Raw genomic sequence first — 19,175 nt, 5'->3', positions numbered from 1 at the left:
GTTGATCCTGGTCCTGACCGGACCGACGGGTGCGGTCAGGACCGGCGAATCCTCAAGTACGGCAAGGGCCTCGCCAGTGGGTAGCCTCCACGACCTCGTCGGGTTCACCGTCGAACCGCTCTCAGTTCGGTGCGCGTGCCGACGGACGCGTCGCGCGGAGACTGCTCCCAACCGGAATACAACGAAACCCGTCGGCGCCGGAGGCAACCTCACTCCCGGTCGGCCAGCTTGAAGAAAGTATTGTCGTCGCCGCTAGACTTTTGCTCCTGGTAGAGGAACGCCAGACCGGCCTCGTCGAACTTCTCGAACCACTCGTCCCAGCTGATTTCTTCTAGGCCAAGATGCAGATGCAGGGCCCAAGGTCATTGACCTGGTCAGCTCTTCGAGGACTTCGGTCCCCTCCTCGCCTGATGAAAGACTCGATCGCGGCGGCGTACTAGCCGTCGGTGCACTGTCTAACGATGAGGAGGGGCACGTAGTGGTGTGCAGCAGGGCCGTGCTGGTCGAGTCGAGCGTCATCCCGGCGAAGCCGCCGCGCCCCCGTTTCCGACGACAATCAGCTGGGCCTCGTCGGCCAGTTCGAGGAGGTGACGCACCGGCCGGTCCCGGACGAGGTCTGCCGCACCGAGACGTAGGGAAACGGTCACGCAACCCGGCCAGAATTTCCGTCAGGACCGCCCGCTCCGCAGCCTCCGCCGTCAGCCGGGCTTCGTCATCTACGGAGAAGGGCAGGCCATCCGGCGCCGTGCCAGATCGGCCAGGTCTGCCGACGCCCACCACGCCGCGTAGGCGCGCACGAATGCCCCCACACCCGAGCAGCAGGATCAGGGTCGGCGCGAACACCAGCAGGTAGCGGGCCGGGTCGGTACACACCAGCGAGGTCGGGTCGGCGCACTGGTCCCGGCTCGCCGCCGCCCAGCCCACCGCGGCGCCCCATCACGACCAGGACCGTACCGACCACGTCGGCCGAATACCATCCGGCGGTGCGCAACACCGACCGGTCGGATCACCGTTTCTCCACGTCGCGGGTCATCACCGAACCCTCCTCCGATCCTCCCGCCCGCCCAGGTCCGACACCGAGATCCGCGCGGTTTCTCCAGGTCGGCTCCGCCGGCCGGACGGGTTCGGTGCCGGCGTCGACGCCGTCGTGGAGATGGTTTTCATCCCACTGCGCACTGTCCTGCGTGCTTCGACGAACAGGGGAAGAATGACCGCGACCGCGGTCAGCGGTAGGCGTCCAGCATGCCGTGCAGATGGGCGGCCGCCGCCTCGATGTCGTCGTGCTTGTACTGCGCCGCCCGCGACTCTGCGGACAGCACCCCGCACCTGTGCACGTTCTCGAAGTCGCCGTAGGGGAATTTGTACCTGCCCTTGGTGTCCGGGTCGTGCTCGTCGTCGATGCCGAGATACCAGTGGGCATACTCGGTGTGCCCGTGTTCGGCGATGTACTCGTTCTCCTGCTGCGTTGACGGCCGGTGCTCGCTCCAGGCATCGCGGTCGTCGAGAACGCGGTGACCGGACTTGATGAGGCGTTTTGCGTGTTCGTACGCGGTGTTGTTGAGCTTGATCGACATCATTTCTCCATCCACGCTCTTATTCCTTCTGATCGGTACTTCCGGCGAGCAGCCGGATGGCTTCGTCCGCAACCCCGATGTCGGCGAGGACCTCGTAATAGCGAGGTCGCAGTGAGCTGACGGACGCGAAATCACGCCGCCCCGCTGCAGCGCGTACATGACCAGCCCGAACAGGGCACCGACGAGGGCACCGACAATCAGCCCGTAGCAGGCGAGCGTGATACTCGCGAGCAGCGGCCGCACCCAGTCGACTCGCGGAACGGATCGAAACGCATCAGAGCCATGATCTTTCCTCCTCCTGAAGGGAACCTGGATTGACACCGAGCAGCGGTCACCTACTCGGAGCGGTTCCGCCGCCGCCCGAGTTGCACTCGCCGTTCACATCTCCCGGTCCCCCCAAATCTTTGCATCCAGACAACGGAGATGACATGCTCCGGCAAGTCAAGAGCGCGACCCCGATCTATCCGGTCAGAGCCACCCCCGCACTCGAGTCCACAGCAGCGGCGCCGGTTCGGAGAGAACTCCTCCGATCGCTACGGTTCGAGTCTTCCGCAAGGCCCGCGACCGGTGTAGGGCACAAGGTCAATGACACCTGTTGTCCGTCGGAGGGCCTCCGGCCCCCACCCGACCCTTTCGCGGACGATGAACAGGGGTACGGCATGGCTCGTTGCCGTGCCGGGCGAATCGCACCGCGCGACATTCACGCCGCCCTCTCCCTGCTTTCGATGACACCAAATGAGTTGCCGCACCACGATGAACCGGTAGCGCACGCGCGTGGCGAAATGCGCGCGAGCGTTGTCACTGTGCCGCCGTGAATTTGCCGTCAGGCAGCCGCGGGTGGACCTCCGACCCGAAGGCGGTGACCTTCTGCCCTACGGCGACGATCTGCTGGCGGCGACCATCGAGATCACCGACAGGCGCTTCCGCGTTCCATCACTCGTCGAGAAAGGTAGGAACACAATGACTGCCGACCGTCCGATCGTCGTCGGAACCGACGGATCACCGTCATCGCTGCAGGCTGTGTCGTGGCTCGCCGGATCCCTTCAGGGATCGACGAGCCAGAACCTCCTACACCATGCCCTCGGCCCTGGTCATGATCTGCCGCCCGCCGGCTAGTTGCGACAGACGGTGTTTCCCCCGATCCGCTCTTCGGGCCTCCACCGAGAGCCGGGGTCGAGGTCGTCATACCCGCGGCAAGAAGGGCTTTCGGCTCAACCCCCATGCTCCGTTCCCGATGGACGGGGCCAGTCCGGTCACGCGCCGACCTCGCCGAGGGGAACCGGGCCTGGTGCGCACCCACAAGAGGAGATGAGAACCATGAGCCGGCCGCTCGCGCTCGTGCTGGCCCCGAAAGTGGCCTTCGACCCTGTCACCCACGGGCCGCGGACGACACGATCGACAACGCCAACGACAACGACACCGCGCGGTGCGACGCCGGGCGGTCAGCTCGGGAGGAGGACCCGATGAAAAATTCCGGACACACATCGACGGACAGACCGGAACAAATCTTTCGAGACCGGCGAGAAGCTGGACGCGTTCTGGGTGAGTTGCTCGAGGCGTACCGGGGAGACCCACGCGTCGTCGTCCTCGGCCTCGCGCGCGGAGGTGTACCCGTCGCGTGGGAGGTGGCGGCTGCCCTGGGTGCAGCCCTCGATGCCTTCGTCGTACGCAAGCTCGGGGTTCCCGGCCGCGAGGAGCTCGCGATGGGGGCACTGGCGAGTGGCGGCGTGGTGGTCCTGAACGACGACCTGGTGAGAGATCTCGCGATCACCCCGGAACAACTGCGTCGGGTCGTGGACCGGGAGGGACGCGAATTGGTCCGCCGTGAAGCGGCATACCGGGGAAACCGGCCCCCGACCGACGTCGCGGGAAAGATTGCGATCCTCGTCGACGACGGTCTCGCGACAGGAGCCAGCATGCATGCGGCGGTCGACGCGCTGCGTGAGCAAGAGCCCGAACAGATCGTCGTCGCGGTACCGGCCGCGCCGGAATCGACGTGCCGCGATCTCCGAGCGGTGGTCGACGACGTCGTGTGTGCGACGATGCCGTTTCCCTTCCGCGCCGTGGGGGACTCGTTTTGGAACTTCGCCCAGGTGACGGACGAGGAGGTGCGGACGTTGCTGCGCACACCCACCGTCGGCCCGGGGACCCCGAACGCCCGGATACTCGAATTCAACTCGGCCGCGGGAATCGTTCGCTTGGCATCTCGTGAGGCGCCCGACGGCGTGCCGGCACCGCAGGACCTGCTCGACCTCGTCGGTGACGCGCGGATCGTGCTGATCGGCGAGAGCTCGCACGGAACACACGAGTTCTATGCCGCACGCGCGGAGATCACCAGGAGATTGATCGAGGAGAAGGGCTTCACCGCTGTTGCGGCGGAAGCCGACTGGCCCGACGCCTATCGGGTCAACCGCTACGTGCGCGGACACGGCAGCGACACGTCGGCGGAGGAGGCGCTGCGCGGATTCCAGCGCTTCCCGGCCTGGATGTGGCGTAACACGGTGGTCCGCGACTTCGTCGCGTGGTTGAGGGAGCACAACGACCGGTGCGCGACGGACGGCCGAGACCAGACAGGCTTTTACGGACTCGATCTCTACAGCCTGCACCGCTCCATGCGGGAGGTGATCGACTACCTGGACCGGGTCGACCCGGCGGCGGCCCAGCGGGCACGCGCCCGCTATTCGTGCTTCGAGCACGTATCCGGGGAAGACGGTCAGGCGTACGGCTACGCCGCAGCGTTCGGTGCCGGGGAATCCTGCGAGCAGCAGGTCGTCGACCAGCTCGTGGACCTGCAACACCACGCCCTCGAGTACGCCCGCCGCGGCGGTATCCTCGCCGACGACGACCAGTTCTACGCGGAACGGAACGCGTGGAGTGTGCGCGACGCCGAGGAGTACTACCGCACCATGTTCGGTGGCCGGGTGTCGTCGTGGAACCTACGCGACCGTCACATGGCCGACACGCTCGACGCACTGATCGCTCATCTCGACCGCCGGCTCGGGAGTACCGCCCGCGTGGTCGTCTGGGCTCACAACTCCCACGTGGGCGACGCGCGTGCCACCGAGGTCGGAACCCAGGGCGAACTGACGGTGGGCCAACTGGTGCGCGAACGGTACCGCGACGACTGCCGCCTGATCGGATTCAGCACCTACGCGGGAACGGTCACCGCGGCCAGCGAGTGGGGTGGACCGGCGGAACGGAAGGTGGTCCGCGCCGCGTTGCCCAGCAGTGTCGAAGAACTCTTCCACGAGGTGGGAAAGGACTCGTTCCTCGTCCGCACCGACCACGACCGGAGGACCGCGGACACCCTTCGGGTCGCGCGCCTGGAGCGGGCGATCGGCGTGATCTACCGCCCGGAGACGGAACGGCAGAGCCATTACTTTTACACGCGGCTGTCCGATCAGTTCGACGCGGTGATCCACATCGACACCACGCACGCCCTCGAACCGCTCGAACGCACCAGCCTGTGGGTGGAAGGCGAAATGCCGGAGACCTACCCGTTCGCTCTGTGACCTGCTGCGGGACTCGAGATGGCAAACACAAGTAGGACGACCGAGAGGTGCCCTGGCCGTGACGACCGAGAATTCCTCGACCCGAGAACGTGTACTCATCGTCGGCGCAGGCTTCGCCGGCTTCGAGTGTGCCCGCAGACTCCCGCATCTCCTCGCGAAGGATCCACGGAACCAGACCGAGGTGATATTGGTCTCGACACACGACTACATGCTCTACACCCCGTTGTTGCCGGACGTGGCCGGCGGCATCCTCGACCCGCGGTACGTCTCGGTGCCGCTGGCCGGCTCGCTCCCCGGCGTCGAGCTGATCACCGGACGGGTGACGTCGGTGAACTTCGATTCACGCACCATCACGCTGATGGACTGTGACGCGGATGTGGCCCAGTTGCACTGGGATCGACTGGTACTCACCCCCGGCTCGGTGACACGGACGGTCGACATTCCGGGCCTGAAGGAGAACGCCTGTGGCCTGAAGACGGTAGGCGAGGCACTGTACCTACGGGACCAGCTGCTGACACAGCTCGAACTCTCCACCCACGAAACCGATCCCGTGCAGAGGGAAGCGCAGCGGACGGTGGTCGTGGTCGGAGCTTCGTATGCCGGCACCGAACTGGTCGCCCAGCTACGTGCGCTCGCCGACGAGGTGGCGCGTCAACGCCGGTTCGATCCCACGCAGGTCCGGTTCCTGCTGCTCGACAGAGCCGACCGGGTGATGCCCGAGCTCGGCGAGAAGTTGGGCAGACAGGTACTGGAGGTGCTTCGCCGGCGCGGCATCGAGGTGCGCCTCGGCACGACTCTCGATGCCCTCACCGGCGAACACGTGGTGCTCAGTGACGGCACGACGATTCCCACCCGCACCGTCGTATGGGTCACCGGTGTCACGGCCAGCCCGCTGATCTCCACACTCGATCTCCCTCTCGCCGAGGGCAGGCTCATCGTCCAACCCGATCTCAGTGTGCCGGGTGCTCCCGACGTGTTCGCGGCTGGGGACGCCGCAGCGGTACCCGACCTGAAAAATCCCGGGAACATCACGCCGCCGACCGCACAGCACGCCGTTCGACAAGGCCACCTGCTGGCCCGGAACGTAGCGAGCAGCCTTGGAATGGGTCGGCCGGCACCGTACAGGCACCGCAATATGGGGCTGGTCGTCGACCTCGGCCCTCGTTTCGCGGTCGCGAATCCGCTGGGCATCAACCTGTCCGGCCTACCCGCGAAGATAGTGACCCGCCTCTATCATCTGTATGCGCTGCCGCGGACCGCGAACCGGTTCGCCGTCGCGGCGGCGTACCTCCTCGAGATGGTCGCCCCCCGCCCGCTCGTCTCGTTCGGCCTGGCCAGCGCTGAAGAGACCCGCTTTGCGGCGCAAGACCTATAGTGACACATCAGTTTCTGCTTACTACCAAGGCCGTTCGGAAGCCTCGCGCCCGATCCGCAGGACCGTTGGGCCGAATGCTGCCAGTATGAAGCCACCGGAAGGAGTGCGTTGCCGATGTTCACGGTCCGCCGCGGCAGGTGTTGGTGGCGACCGACCTGTCCGACCCGGCGGGCCAGGCAGTACGGCGGGCAGCACAGCTGGCCGGTCAGCACGGCGCGCTGGTCACCGCGCCAATTTGAAAACCATTGGGCAATCACCCCGTTCACGACCAGACATAAACACCGCGGACTGACCGGACGCCGCATCTCGGGCACCGAGACGGCTCAATTCGGCGTTCATCGGCGGATCGTCGCGTCATCCGGGTCTGACGGAGGAGTCCCATGCTCTGCATGGTCGTCACGCAGAGCACGCACGCGTGGCGATGAGTCCAAGGAGAATCAATTCGTTAAGTGACGTAACAGATATTATTGGCGCCGATTCTGAGTAGCCACGGGCCGTATCCAGCGGGGTTTCGGGTCCAGCCCCGCGCGAGGATGTTGACCCGGATGACAAGCGCGGCGTTTTCCATGATGGCCACCCGAGTCAGATCGTGCGCCCCGTGTTTAGACGCCGCACTCGTAGGGAATCAACACGCACGTGTCTCAAGTAGGTTGACAATTACAGTCGGTACCCACGATTGGCCTATACCGTCGCTGCGCGTGCGACCTCGTGTCGCCAGACTGCGCCGGTGTTGAAGTTGGCGCCCAGGTCGGGAAGATCCTCCCAATCGGCGTCGTCGATGTCGACGAGCGTGCCACCCGCGCTCACGACAGCCAAGGACATGCGCGCCAGCTCTTCCAGGCTGGCGGCCTGCAGAACCGACTGTTGCACCGACGACGCGACGGAGGTGATGCCATGTCCGCGGCAGATGACGACGGGCCGATCACCCATCGCCGTCACCATTTCCTTGCCGAGTTGGGTGCGATGAATCAACACTGCGCGGCGGTACACCGGCACCCCACCCCGCGCGAGAACTGCACCGGGGATGTCGTAGGCCCCGTAGATGGGCCGCAGCGAGATACCCGCTAGGTCGGCTGCGACAATCGACGGGGGGTGCAGGTGCGCTACAGCTCGGATGTCAGGCGAGGCCCGCATCGACTCGACGTGAACGGGCAACTCCTTGGGTACCTGATAGCCGTTGTCGAGTTCACCTGGAGCGCCGGCTGTTCCGTCGAACCGTACGAGTCGAATGTCGGACGGGCGTGTATAGGCCACGCCGGTGTCGTCTGCACTGCGACACCTGATGAGCAGAAGGTCAGGGGAGACTCTGAAGCTGATGTGGCCCAGGATGCCCTCCATCAAACCCCGGGCAGCGGCAACCCTGCACGCCTCGGCTACGACGACCCGTGCACCCTCGATATCTTTCTCGTTCACGTGGTTTCCTTGACCGTGGTGCGGGCTGATACCGTCATTGCCTCGAGACGTGCCGCAAACTCGGCATATTCGACCCCGAGTGCGATCGCTTTGCGGGCGGTGACAAGCGCTTTCGGCCAGTTGACGACGACGACCCCGGTCAGTTTGCCGTTCTCGTCGGGGTAGCAGACCGCGAATCGAGCCTTGTTCGTCACCTCGCCGATGACAGTGTGCGTCGACGAGCCCGCCAGTCCGACCGTCTGTATCTTCCAGTCGTACTGATCACTCCAGACGTATTCGACCGGTTCGTGGCGTATCTTCTCGTCCGGGCAAGCGATGTTCCGGGCGACCACGACGGCTTGCTCCACCGCGTTCGTCCAGTGCTCGAGCCGGGTCGAACCGCCGCGTCGGGTGTTGTCGAACCGGCACACGTCGCCGACTGCGTAGATGTTGTCGTGACCGATTGCACGGCAGTACACGTCACACACCACACCATTGCTCACCTCGAGACCGGAGGACTCGAGCCAGTCGTCGTTCGGTATCGCCCCGATTCCGACGACCACCGTGTCGGCGGCGAGCGTCGACCCGTCGGACAAGCCGATCGCGAAGGACCTGTGCTCACCGTGCACGGACTCGACACCGACCCCGAATCTGGTGTCGACGCCGCGACGCCGATGGAGGTCGATGAACAGCTCGCCGATCTCCGCACCCATCACGCGTGCCATGGGCACGGGTTCTGGATCCACCAGCGTCACGCGTATCCCGAGTTCGACCGCGGTTGCCGCGGTCTCCGCGCCGATGAAGCCGCCGCCGATAATGACGAGGTGGTCGGTGGTGCCGAAATGGCGGCGTAGTGCGCGGCCGTCCGCGGCTGTTCGTATCACGTGCAGGCCGTTCGGCGTTCCCCACGGTGACGGTCGGGCGCGAGCGCCGGTGGCGAGCACCAGGTTGTCGAATGCGACCCTCGTACCGTCTGCGAGTTCGACATCCTGGTTTGCCGTGCTCAGCCGTATGGCTGGTTGGCCCAACCGAAGCTCGAGATCGAGTTCCCGAGCCTGTTCGGTGGTCAACAACGTAATCTCGGCCATCGTAGAGTCCCCTGCCAGGATCGACTTCGACAATGGCGGCTTGTCATAGGGCAGTTCGCCTTCGGCACCGATGAGAACGATGGCGCCCGGATACCCTTCCGACCGCAGTGCCTGTGCAGTTCGGACACCACCGATCGATGCGCCGACGATGACCGTGGTCGATTCCGGCATCAGTCTTCGATCCAGAGCGCGGAGACCGGGCAGGAGCGGGCAGCACTGTCGACGCGTCCCCGTTCCGATTCGGGGACCTCCACGCTCAACAGTTCGACGACACCGTCGTCGTCGATGTCGAAGTAGTCGTCGGCAGCGACGACGCAATTGGCATATCCCTGACATGCACCAAGATTCGCTTTGACGACAGCCATCGCGGTTTCCTCTCTTTCCGAACTGGTCGAACTCGTATCAGCGGGTCGAAGGTTTGGGGGCTCCGATTCCGAAGCCGCCGTCGGGATGCGTCGCGCCTGCGGTGATTCCTCGGGATCTGTCGGAAGCGAAGAAGACGAAGCTCCACGCGTGGTCCTCACCTGAGAGGGCCACGTTGAGCGGTGTCCGCGCCGCCAACTCGCGTGCACGATTCGGATTGTCGTCGAGTCGATCGGCGTCGCGTCCCAGGCTCGCCAACCCGCGCAGGTCGGTGTTCAACGTGCCGCCTGGGGCGACTCCGTTGACGCGAATATCTGGGGCGAGCTCGTAGGCCAGGGTGGTGACCAGCCCGCGTACGGCAAATTTGGATGACACGTAGAGCACTCCGCCTCGTCCGGGATAGAACGACGAGGCAGACTCCGCCAGCACGATCGACGATCCGCGGTGCTTGCGGAGCTCCGGTACGGCGGCCTTGACCGAGTGCATGTGGCTGAGCACGTTGGTTCGGAAGATCTCGTCGAACGCCACGTCGAGTGTGTCCGCGGGGATGTCCTCTATGCCCTGGTAGAAGTCGAAGATCCCGACACAGTTGACCAGTGTGTCGAGCCCTCCGAACGCGGCGACCGCAGCCGCGACGGCAGCGTCGTTGTCCGCCGCGCGTGTGGCGTCACCTTCGATGACCGGTACCTGGGGTAGGTGTTCGCGCAGCACTCGACACTTGTTCGGGTCACGCTCGAGTACCGCGACGCACGCGCCTTCGGCGAGGAACGCATCGACGACTGCTCGCCCGATCCCCGATCCCCCGCCAACGACGAGTGCCCGCTTGCCGTCGAGCCAGCCAGTCATTCGTTGTCTCCCTCTGCGATCAACGGAGCAAACATGTTTCCCACCATCGCGGCGAAGGTGGCCGGGTTCTGCCAGGTCAGCGCCTCGAGTTCCAGCGGGTCCACACAGACCCACTGTCCGGACTTCGGGGCGTGCACCAGCAGCCGTACGCCGTTGCGGGTCGCCACCTTGTGCACGTTGACCTCGGCGAATTCGTTGGCGATGGTCAGCGGATCACCGACGGCACCAGCCAAGAGCTGCGCGAACTCGTCTGTGGCACGGCGCGCGGCGCGTGCGTCCTGCTCCTCGCCGTCCCACTGCAAGCTCATAGGAACACCGCGAGATTCTGCATCCGCATCACGGACTCGTCGACAAAGATGGTGCGTCGTGCGAGCTTCCATTCGTCACCGACGCGCCTGAGCAGATCCTCGCGTCCACACGAGACGAGTGCCGACTCATTGACATCGCCTCTGCTGCGGAACAGCAATTCGGCGCTTTCGACGACGAGGTGGTCCTCGGCGTCGGTGAGGAAGGTCCGGATGTTGGTGATGTAGTGGCGCAGTCGTGACGGGGGATCCTCGGTCCACGCGTGCTCGGTGACGAACCGCGCGACCCGCCGGCTCAGCGAATACTTGTTCTCATCGAAATGTGCCATTCCTGGTGAGGTGTCGAATCCCGAGTTGAGCGCCGTGGTTACCCGAACCGGCATGAGGTAGTGGATATCGTCGGTGATGTTGTCGAGCCAGGTTTGGTATTCCTGTGCGTCGAGCAGATATGCCTCGTCGATCAAGAATTGGTGCGCGTCCAGGTGCCGTCGATCGTCGAATCGCAGCGGAGTTCCGGTGCGCGTGACGCGCGATGCATGGTCGCCCAGCACGGCTTGTTCCGAATAGGTCGAGCCTTCACCTACGCGGCTGTAACCGGTATTGGTAGCTCGCACAGAGGTGGTCATGCCAGCACCGCCCCGTTGACAGTCGCGTCCTTGCTGTGGTCGCAGCTGCCGTTCGTCGGAGTCAGCGGCCTGATTCCGTCGGGATTGTCGGTTCCCACCGATGTCGGCCCCACCTCCAGTGCCGGCTTTTCGAGGTAGTCCGCCCACATTTCGAGAAGTTTGCGCTGGTTGGCCTCGTTGTATCCGACCTGCGCCGTCCCGGGGCCGTGGAACTCGTCGGCGGTGAGCTCATCGGAGACGCGTGTCCCGTCCTCGAGCAGACCCATGCGACTGTTGAGTAACAGGCGCCGCGCCATCGATCCTGCGGAGGTGTTCGTCAGCGACACCCAGTTCTCGACATCGTCCTGTTCGAACATGCCGGTGGATCCGAAGCACATCAGGTATGCCTTGTACGACTTCTTCTTGAATTCTTCCGGCGCGCTCCGGTCGACCGCGAAGAAGGACAACACCTCGGTCTCGTTCTCACTGATCGGTTGCCAGAGTCGAATGGAGATGAACGGCAGAACGTCGTCGCCGTCCTCGACCTTCGGCCAGTTGTGCACGAAGCTCAGGTTCGGAAACACCGATGCTGCCGAGATCATGAAGCCGTCTGCGCCGATTACTCGCTGCTGCTCGTCCGACCACACCTCCTTGGCCCGGTCGGTCATCTCCGCGGTGTATCCCACGTACTGCATGCGCTCGTCGAAGGTGCCGTCTGGCAACTTGTACGTCGTTCCCCCACCTGGTCCTGCCCAGTAGGTTGCTCCGTCCTTGCGCTTCTCCGCTTTCGGTTCGCGGAACAGGCCGATCTCGACGACCGAGGTGTGTGTCTGCGGCGTGTGGTACATGTCGCCCGCGAAATTCTCGGCTCCGATCTTCCAGTTCGCTTTGACCCTCCAACGCTGCGGGCCCCGTACCTCGAGCCCCGACTCGCTCTGCTTGGTGTAGTAGTCGAGGTAGAACTTGAAGTCACCCAGATAGTCCGACAGCGATTCCGCGTTCGGATCCATATTGATGAAGATCATTCCGTTGTAGCTGTCGAGATTGGGTGCAGGGAGGAGTGTCTGGCCCTTCTTCTTGAAGCCCTCCTCGCCCCCGTACGCCTCCTCGTGGAACGGCAGTCCGATGATGCGGCCGTCGTTTCGGTACGACCAACCGTGATAGGGGCAGCGAAAGTTCGACGCGTTTCCCATTTCCGCGCGACACACCTGCATCCCGCGGTGCAGACACATGTTGAACATCGCCCGAATCCCACCCTTGGAGTCGCGGGAGATGATGAACGAATCCTCGAGCACCCGGCGGACAACGTAGTCCCCCGCCTGCGGTACCTCGGATTCGTGCGCGACGAACAACCACGATCGACTGAAGACGGTCGCCTTCTCACGCTCGAAAATCTCTTTGTCGTTGTAGATGTGCGCCGGGATCATGCCGCGGCGAATGTCTTCCATCGCTTGTGTGTGGTGGGTCGTCCGGGGTTCCAAGGTTCATTCCTCTTCGATCGACGATGGCGTCTCTCTGCTATGCAGAAGCGCCTTCTGTTAGCTAGATGTTGCTCTCTTCAGCCCGACGAGTCAACCCCCTGCGCGTACGCGGATTCCACCCGCTGGCAGGTCGACCGCACACCCGACCTGACACGTATGCTCTCTGCTATGCAGAACCACGGTCCACGGCAACAGGCGCCGGAGGCGACACCACCGCAGTACCCGATCGAATCCGTCGACAACGCACTTCGTCTGCTGTTGCTGCTCGGTGAACAGACCGAAATTCGGCTGACCGAGGCGAGCCAGTACCTCGGAGTTGCGTCGTCGACGGCTCACCGACTTCTGGCGATGCTCCAGTACCGGGGCTTCATTCGGCAGGATCCGGCCAGCAAGGCCTATCGTCCGGGCCCAGCGCTGACGGGGGTCGCGTTTGCGATTTTTGCCAGGCTCGACATTCCTCAGACGGCGGCACCGATCCTGCGCACTCTCAGCGAGGAACTGCGTGAAACTGTCCATATCGGGGCACTCGACGGTCGAACCGTGCGCTTCATCGCCGCCCTGGAGAGCCCATCGGCAGTCCGAGTTGCGTCCCGGTTGGGCAAGGTCATGCCGGCGCACTGCACGTCCACCGGGAAGGCCATGCTGGCGGAACTTTCCCTCGACGAACTGCATCAGCTGTACCCGACCGAGGAACTGGAACAGGTGACTCCACAGTCCATCAGCACGCGGACCGAGCTCGAAGCCCAACTGGAAGAGGTCAGAAGGAACGGGTACGCGGTCAACCGGGAGGAATCCGAGGAAGGTGTTGCCTCCGTGGCTGTCTCGGTCCCGACGAACGCCCCCGGCATGCGCTTGGCAATGAATGTTTCAGCGCCCAAGCACCGCCTGCGTCCGGCGCAGGTACGCAGCATCGGCCGCGCCCTGACGGACGCGGCTGATCAGCTAGCGGCAGCGCTCGGGTGAGTGTCCGGTCCACCCGGCGAGGTACGTTCTCGCGGGCACTGTGACCGTCAGCTCGACGACCGAACGCTCTCGAGGTAGGCGCTGGCCTCGTCGAGTCCGACGACGTCACCGTATTTGGCGTCGATATCGAAGAGGCTGGCAGTGTGTGGTAGTGCCGCCCGGTCCCCCACTGCGTCCTCGACCACTATGGTGTGGAACCCGTACGAGCAGGCGTCTACCGCGGTGGCACGAACACATCCGCTCGTGGTGCAGCCCACGATGATCACGGTGTCGATCCGGCGGCTGATCAACCGAGCGGCCAGGTCGGTGCCGAAGAAGCACGATGCGTACTTCTTCACCAATGTCGTCTCACCTGGCTGTTGTTCGAGCCGTTCGTCGATCTCGACCCATTGACTGCCCTCGACCAGATACTTGTTCGAGGGGATCTTGCCGATCCAGGCGCCGGCCTCTTGGAGTTCCGCGTCGTAGGCCACTGTGGAGAAGATGATCGGCACCTGGGCCTTTCGCGCGAGCGCGAGGAGAATCTTCGTTGCGTCGACTTGGGTATCGAGGTCACCTGCGAGCGGCGAACGGCGATCGGTGAAGCCCGTGATCAAGTCGACCACCACCACTGCCGGCCGCACGCCGAAGCCGATGCGGCCGCCCAGACCTTTCTCCCGGAATTCGGTGCGCAACCGCTGGTATTCCTCTGCTGCGGCAGTCAGGGCGCTCATCAGTGTCCTCCGGAAAATGGGTGTGGGCATGGGCCGGAAAGGCCCACTGCCGATTCGGATAGTTGCGTGCGGCGATCAGTTGACCGCGTCGGTGATCTTCCGTTCGATGGCCCACAGGACGATGTTGCCCACCAGCGCCATCGAGACCAGCAGCATGATCACTCCGTACATCGTCGGTAGATCCAACTTGCCGTACGCAAGCATCGCCATCTGCCCCAATCCTGCTCTGGTCGCGAAGAACTCGGCGATCAATACATTGATGAAGGCAATGCTGAAGCCGATTCGGATACCGACCATGAGAGAGGGCGCCATCGCGGGCACCACGATCTTGCTCATTGTCTGAAGCGGACTTGCACCGGTGGCCCGGCCGAGTTTCAGCAGGATGGGGTTGATGGCGCGTACTCCCGCCGCCGTCGAGACGATGATGGGGAACACCGCGGCCAATGCGGCCATTGCCGACTGTGCTCCGAGTCCCAGGCCGAAGATCTGCAGCAGGATCGGAAAGAAGATTACCCGCGGTATGGCGAAGGCACCCGCGATGATCGGATCGAACACATCACCGAGAAACTTGCTTCGCCCGATGATGTATCCAGTCGGGAAACCCACCGCTGTTGCGATGACGAATCCGAGTCCGACAGCACTCATCGTAGCATTGAGATTCCTGTAGATGGAACCGTCTGCGAACAGTCCCCATACCGCCGACATCGACGCGCCCGGGGACGGCACAAGTTCGCTGGTCGCTGCAATAAGCGCCCAGACACCGATCAACCCGATGACGATGAGTATTCGCAGGAGGTTGTCGGCCCACCGCTGTGACAGGCGGAACCGCTGTTCCGTATTCTGTTTGCCTGCTTCACCTTCGGTTCCGGCACTGAGCGTGGTGGCGTTCACAACATGTCCCTTCGAATGGCTCGTTCAGCCAGGCCGAGTGCACTGTTCACTGCGATGCTGAAGACCACGACAATGGCGATGTAGGCCCACATGTCCGCGACGTAGAGTTCGCGGTACATAAAGCCCGCACGAAACCCCAGGCCTTTCGAGGCCAGAATGAACTCCATCGCGATGGTGCCGATGACTGCATAGATGAATCCGAGCTTGATCCCGGGAAAAATGAGCGGCGTGGCGGCCGGGAACAGCACCTTGAAATATTGCTGCCGGCGCGAGGCATCGACCGATCGCGCCAGCTTGTGCAGCACCGGTTTGACGTCTCCGAGCGCCACCATCGTGGTCAGCGCTATTGGAATGAGGGCCATCGTGCTCGCGATGACGATGATTGGTCCCGCGTTGAGTCCGAGCACCGCGACCAGAATCGGGTAGAACAGCAATGTCGGCATCGCGTACCCGGTGACGATGAATGGCTCGAGGACTCGGCCGACGACCCGGACCCTCCAGAGCAATACCCCCAGGGGCACCCCGCCGAGCACGCCCAGTGCGAACGCCGCCAGTATGGTCACGCTCGTCCGCGTCAGATCGGTGACGAAGTGGGTGCTCGGGATGATTGCCGCGACGTGGGCGAGTATCTCGGACGGCGCGACCATCTGATTGCGGTCGATCCAGCCGGTTCGCGTTGCCGCCTCGAGCAACAACACCAGAGCAACCAGCATCGTCCAACGTACGACGCGTGCCCGATGTTTCGCTCGTCGGAATCCCAACCTTGGCGTTTCGTGGAGGGCCGCCTGCGGCGAGGTCACAGTCATGCGGCATCCGTCCCGTGCCCCAGTGTCTTAGCGGCCTCTTCCTTGATTATCGACCACAGGTGATCCTCGAGTTCCTTGAATCTGGCCATGGCGTGTGTGCCGCTCGGGCGTGGACGAGGGAGCCCGACGTCGATCACCTCTCGGACCACCGATGGACGTGCCGACATCACCCAGATCTGATCCGACAGATAGATCGCCTCTTGGATGTCGTGAGTAACGAAGAGCACCCGATTGTGGGTCTGCTCCCAGATCTTCAAGAGCTCGCGCCCGATGAACTGTCGCGTCTGCTGATCCAGAGCGCCGAACGGTTCGTCCATCAACAGAATTCGAGGATCCGTGGCGAGTGCACGGGCGATCGCCACGCGTTGACGCATACCTCCGGAAAGCTGCCCTGGCCGGTGCTTCTCGAAACCCTTCAACCCGACCAGTTGGATCATCGCACGCGCTTTTTCCAGGCGCTCGTCCTTGTCGACGTGCTTGATCTCCAACCCGAAAGCCACATTGTCGAGAACACTCCGCCAGTGCAGCGTCGAATCTTCCTGAAACACCATGGCGGTGTCCTTACGGGGCCCTGTGACAATCTCCCCATCGATGGTCACCCGTCCACGTGAGGGAACAAGTAAGCCACAGGCCATGTCCAGCAAGGTGCTCTTTCCGCATCCACTCGGACCGATCACCGATACGAACTGGCCCTCCGCGATCGATGCCGTGACGTTACGCACGGCCTCGGTCCGCCCGGTGTCGGAATCGAAAGTCATACCGATACCGTCGAAAGAGACGTTCTTCGATTCGACTTGTGTAGTGGTCATGTTCTCTTCCCGCCTTATAGTTCGACTACAACTGAGTCAATATCGACCTTGCCGCCGAGTCGTCCGGCCTCGACGCCCGAGGCCACGACCGCTTCGAGTTGCGGGCGCGCGAAGTCGAGACTGAAGAAGCCTCGCGAATTCTCCAACGCCGCCAGAGCGATCTCGGGCTTGTACTTGATTGTGCGGCCATAGATTTCGGCCGCTCGCTCGAGATCCGTATCGATCATCTCGATACCGCGACCCACAGCACGCATCCACCCCGCCAAGACGTCCCGATTCTTTTCGATGAACGGGGTGGTGGCACACAGGCAGGTGTCCGACCAGTCCTGGACGTAGTCCCGGGATCGCCAGATCACCTTCGCGCCGGTTTCGGCGATGATGCGCTCGGACAGCGGGGACGCAGTCCACGCGACATCGACAACGCCCTGGGAAGCGACGGTCCACGAATCGCTCGCGGATCCGACGCTGAGCAGCTCGACGTCGACGCCGGGTGTCAAACCCGCCAATCGAAGCGTCTTCTCGGCGAAGTCGGTCGAGTTCGATCCCGGGCTGCTCACACCGATGGTGCGGCCCCGAACATCTTCGATCGTGTTGATCGGGGAGTCAGCGGGGGCGATGAAGTCCACAGATGCCGCGGTGTAGACGTTCCCGAACGCCTTGACATCGAGTCCGCGCTCCACGGCGATGAACACCGGAATCGTCGCCGAAGTGCCGAATCCGATCCCGGAGCCGATTCCACGCACGGTGTCCAGCCCACCCGGGAACTGAACGTTCTCCAGCGCCAGCATCTCTTCTTCGTAGTAGCCCTCGGACGCTGCGATCAGAAACGGGGCCGAATGGATCAGGCTCGCCAACCCGGTGATGGCGACGTCACCTCGATAGACGCCGTCCCTACCTCGCGACTGGGTAGCACACCCGGCACCGGCTCCCACAGCGAGGAGACCCCCCAGAGCCGCCGTCACTCTCATGAAATCCCGCCGGCTCAGCGAACTACTGCCCATATCGACCCGATTCCTTCTGTAGTCCCGTCACACCTGGCCCCGAAAGTGAAGCACATCACGCGACTGTTGTACAGAAGCTAACTCTGGTCTGCAGAGAGACAGTGTTGCGGGTGTCCCCAAATGCCACACTGCACCGTGGGTGCGCAGAACCTCGCGCTTTCACGATGATTGGGCGGAAATCCGCCCCTGCGACACAGCCCCGTTCCCAGCCAGACCCAACGGGTCACGGCTCCATCCCCGAGGTCTGGTGGCGGAAAGGCTGACCGTGGTGTTCGTGACGGCGTCGGCCGACTCGATGTACCCGATCGGCAAGTCCCGCGAACCTCCGAAGCACGTGGGGTCCTGGCGCTGCTCGGTCTCCCGGTTCCGATCGCCGTCGATCATCGCACTCGGCTCCGTCATGTCGCCTCCGTACCCGCATAGGTCCTGAAAGGCTCGGCCCTCCTGTGCGCGCTCATGGCCGCCTCGCTGTTGCCCGCGTCGGTTTCGCCGCCCTCATGACGTCATCGGCCACGACAGACAATGACTCCAGCACAACCGAAGTCACCTCCCGCAGGGGAGCCCCGCATGCGTCGACACAGACACGCTGGGAGCGTCGCATCCCTCTCCGTACCGCGGGGGTGCGAGTAGCCGTCTGGGTGGGATCTCACAGAAGCCGGCCGAGTCTTGCTGCGTACTTGTTCAGTACGGGCACGGCTGCCTCACGGATGTCGTGCAGGGTGGTTCTGGCTGTGGACGCACTGACACTCATTGCCGCCACGGTTTCACCCCGGGCAGTCCGCACCGGTACGGCTATCGACAGCATGCCGAGTTCGATTTCTTCGTCGGTGCAGGCCACGCCGCTCTCCCTCGCGGTCAGGATTCGCTCGCTGATGGCATCGACATCGGTCAGTGTCTTGGGTGTGCGCGGCTGCGGATGGCATTCTCGGAGGTAGTCGTCGAGTTGCGTATCGGGAAGTCCGGCCAGCAGTACTCGACCGGTCGCGGAGCTGTGGGCGGGCAGTTTGGCGCCGACCCGGACTCCGGTCGCGACGATCCGTGCGGCCTCGGCGCGGGCGACGAACAGGGAACACCCGTCTTCGAGAACCGCGAGCGACACCGACTCGCCCAGCGCATCGCGGGCCTCGACCAACTGCGGCTGGGCAAGTTGCGGCAGTGGCGCGGTGTCCAGATAGGCGCCGCCGAGCCGAAGCATCCTGGGTGTCGGTCGGAAGTTTCCGTTGTCGTGGGTCAGGTAACCGAGCTCGACGAGAGTGAGCAGGCAGCGGCGCGCCGCGGCGCGGGAGGTGTTCGTCCGCTGAGCGGCGTCGGTGACGGTCAGTTGCGGGTGGCGGATGCCGAAGGCCTCGATGACCGCCAGGCCCTTCGCCAGTCCGGCCATTCCCTCGGGAGCGCGGGCAGCACCCTTGACACTTCCCTTGTCGTCCGGCTTAATTGTTCGAGAATTGCTC

Annotated in this window: 19 protein-coding genes and 2 pseudogenes; 5 read left to right on the top strand and 16 right to left on the bottom strand. The window is 63.8% G+C overall.

The window, feature by feature from the left end:
* Positions 1 to 515 precede the first annotated feature (515 nt).
* From GO592_RS46825 to GO592_RS45580, 3 genes and pseudogenes are all read right to left on the bottom strand, one after another.
* Positions 516 to 647, bottom strand: coding sequence for a hypothetical protein (locus GO592_RS46825; protein WP_007297293.1), 132 nt, complete (start codon positions 645 to 647; stop codon positions 516 to 518).
* A gap of 576 nt (positions 648 to 1,223) precedes the next feature.
* Positions 1,224 to 1,574 (bottom strand): hypothetical protein, encoded by a 351-nt coding sequence (locus tag GO592_RS42615; protein ID WP_032491936.1) that lies wholly within the window; start codon positions 1,572 to 1,574, stop codon positions 1,224 to 1,226.
* 19 nt (positions 1,575 to 1,593) lie between these two features.
* A pseudogene (locus GO592_RS45580) lies at positions 1,594 to 1,823 on the bottom strand (general stress protein); the annotation flags it as partial.
* Positions 1,824 to 2,375: 552 nt separating this feature from the next.
* Between GO592_RS45580 and GO592_RS46820 the strand changes: the two are divergent.
* The 4 genes and pseudogenes from GO592_RS46820 to GO592_RS46420 form a co-directional block, all read left to right on the top strand.
* Positions 2,376 to 2,609 (top strand): annotated as a pseudogene (locus tag GO592_RS46820) (universal stress protein); the annotation flags it as partial.
* Between the two features lie 428 nt (positions 2,610 to 3,037).
* Positions 3,038 to 5,086 (top strand): erythromycin esterase family protein, encoded by a 2,049-nt coding sequence (locus GO592_RS42610; RefSeq protein ID WP_050998611.1) that lies wholly within the window; start codon positions 3,038 to 3,040, stop codon positions 5,084 to 5,086.
* Positions 5,087 to 5,144: 58 nt separating this feature from the next.
* On the top strand, positions 5,145 to 6,461 hold the full coding sequence (locus tag GO592_RS42605; protein ID WP_007297296.1) for an NAD(P)/FAD-dependent oxidoreductase: 1,317 nt from the start codon (positions 5,145 to 5,147) through the stop codon (positions 6,459 to 6,461).
* 137 nt (positions 6,462 to 6,598) lie between these two features.
* Positions 6,599 to 6,700, top strand: a complete 102-nt coding sequence (locus GO592_RS46420; RefSeq protein ID WP_109335568.1) for a universal stress protein — start codon at positions 6,599 to 6,601, stop codon at positions 6,698 to 6,700.
* 442 nt (positions 6,701 to 7,142) lie between these two features.
* Here GO592_RS46420 and GO592_RS42600 read toward each other — a convergent pair whose 3' ends face one another.
* The 7 genes from GO592_RS42600 to GO592_RS42570 all read right to left on the bottom strand — a co-directional run bounded on the left by GO592_RS42600 (position 7,143) and on the right by GO592_RS42570 (position 12,508).
* Positions 7,143 to 7,874, bottom strand: a complete 732-nt coding sequence (locus tag GO592_RS42600; protein ID WP_007297297.1) for a class II aldolase/adducin family protein — start codon at positions 7,872 to 7,874, stop codon at positions 7,143 to 7,145.
* The gene (locus GO592_RS42595) at positions 7,871 to 9,112 is read right to left on the bottom strand and encodes an NAD(P)/FAD-dependent oxidoreductase (RefSeq protein WP_007297298.1); all 1,242 of its coding nucleotides are present in this window, start codon (positions 9,110 to 9,112) and stop codon (positions 7,871 to 7,873) included. Before GO592_RS42595 ends, GO592_RS42600 begins: the two co-directional genes overlap by 4 nt.
* Positions 9,112 to 9,306, bottom strand: coding sequence for a ferredoxin (locus tag GO592_RS42590; protein WP_005256000.1), 195 nt, complete (start codon positions 9,304 to 9,306; stop codon positions 9,112 to 9,114). Before GO592_RS42590 ends, GO592_RS42595 begins: the two co-directional genes overlap by 1 nt.
* A 37-nt stretch (positions 9,307 to 9,343) precedes the next feature.
* Complete coding sequence (gene hcaB, locus GO592_RS42585; protein WP_007297299.1) at positions 9,344 to 10,150, bottom strand: 3-(cis-5,6-dihydroxycyclohexa-1,3-dien-1-yl)propanoate dehydrogenase; 807 nt, start codon at positions 10,148 to 10,150, stop codon at positions 9,344 to 9,346.
* Positions 10,147 to 10,458 (bottom strand): hypothetical protein, encoded by a 312-nt coding sequence (locus GO592_RS42580; RefSeq protein WP_007297300.1) that lies wholly within the window; start codon positions 10,456 to 10,458, stop codon positions 10,147 to 10,149. Before GO592_RS42580 ends, hcaB begins: the two co-directional genes overlap by 4 nt.
* Positions 10,455 to 11,006: a 3-phenylpropionate/cinnamic acid dioxygenase subunit beta gene (locus GO592_RS42575; RefSeq protein ID WP_007297301.1), complete on the bottom strand. Its 552-nt coding sequence runs from the start codon at positions 11,004 to 11,006 to the stop codon at positions 10,455 to 10,457. Before GO592_RS42575 ends, GO592_RS42580 begins: the two co-directional genes overlap by 4 nt.
* A gap of 71 nt (positions 11,007 to 11,077) precedes the next feature.
* Entirely contained in the window at positions 11,078 to 12,508 is a 1,431-nt protein-coding gene (locus GO592_RS42570) for an aromatic ring-hydroxylating dioxygenase subunit alpha (RefSeq protein ID WP_007297302.1), read from the bottom strand.
* Positions 12,509 to 12,709: 201 nt separating this feature from the next.
* Here GO592_RS42570 and GO592_RS42565 point away from each other — a divergent pair, with 201 nt between their 5' ends.
* The gene (locus GO592_RS42565; RefSeq protein ID WP_007297303.1) at positions 12,710 to 13,504 is read left to right on the top strand and encodes an IclR family transcriptional regulator; all 795 of its coding nucleotides are present in this window, start codon (positions 12,710 to 12,712) and stop codon (positions 13,502 to 13,504) included.
* A gap of 47 nt (positions 13,505 to 13,551) precedes the next feature.
* Here the strand turns inward: GO592_RS42565 and GO592_RS42560 are convergent, their stop codons facing one another.
* The 6 genes from GO592_RS42560 to GO592_RS42535 form a co-directional block, all read right to left on the bottom strand.
* Positions 13,552 to 14,217, bottom strand: coding sequence for an N-carbamoylsarcosine amidohydrolase (locus GO592_RS42560; RefSeq protein WP_007297304.1), 666 nt, complete (start codon positions 14,215 to 14,217; stop codon positions 13,552 to 13,554).
* Positions 14,218 to 14,292: 75 nt separating this feature from the next.
* Positions 14,293 to 15,108 (bottom strand): ABC transporter permease, encoded by an 816-nt coding sequence (locus GO592_RS42555; RefSeq protein WP_007297305.1) that lies wholly within the window; start codon positions 15,106 to 15,108, stop codon positions 14,293 to 14,295.
* Complete coding sequence (locus GO592_RS42550; RefSeq protein ID WP_007297306.1) at positions 15,105 to 15,806, bottom strand: ABC transporter permease; 702 nt, start codon at positions 15,804 to 15,806, stop codon at positions 15,105 to 15,107. Before GO592_RS42550 ends, GO592_RS42555 begins: the two co-directional genes overlap by 4 nt.
* A 104-nt stretch (positions 15,807 to 15,910) precedes the next feature.
* Positions 15,911 to 16,723 (bottom strand): ABC transporter ATP-binding protein, encoded by an 813-nt coding sequence (locus GO592_RS42545; protein ID WP_007297307.1) that lies wholly within the window; start codon positions 16,721 to 16,723, stop codon positions 15,911 to 15,913.
* Positions 16,724 to 16,737: 14 nt separating this feature from the next.
* The gene (locus GO592_RS42540; RefSeq protein WP_011599107.1) at positions 16,738 to 17,724 is read right to left on the bottom strand and encodes an ABC transporter substrate-binding protein; all 987 of its coding nucleotides are present in this window, start codon (positions 17,722 to 17,724) and stop codon (positions 16,738 to 16,740) included.
* A 646-nt stretch (positions 17,725 to 18,370) separates the two neighbouring features.
* Positions 18,371 to 19,105, bottom strand: a complete 735-nt coding sequence (locus GO592_RS42535; protein ID WP_007297310.1) for an IclR family transcriptional regulator domain-containing protein — start codon at positions 19,103 to 19,105, stop codon at positions 18,371 to 18,373.
* Positions 19,106 to 19,175 lie beyond the last annotated feature (70 nt).

Origin of the sequence: Rhodococcus sp. 21391, assembly GCF_016772255.1 — a bacterium.
Taxonomy (GTDB): domain Bacteria; phylum Actinomycetota; class Actinomycetes; order Mycobacteriales; family Mycobacteriaceae; genus Rhodococcus_F; species Rhodococcus_F opacus.
This window is presented reverse-complemented; position numbering and strand designations above follow the sequence as displayed.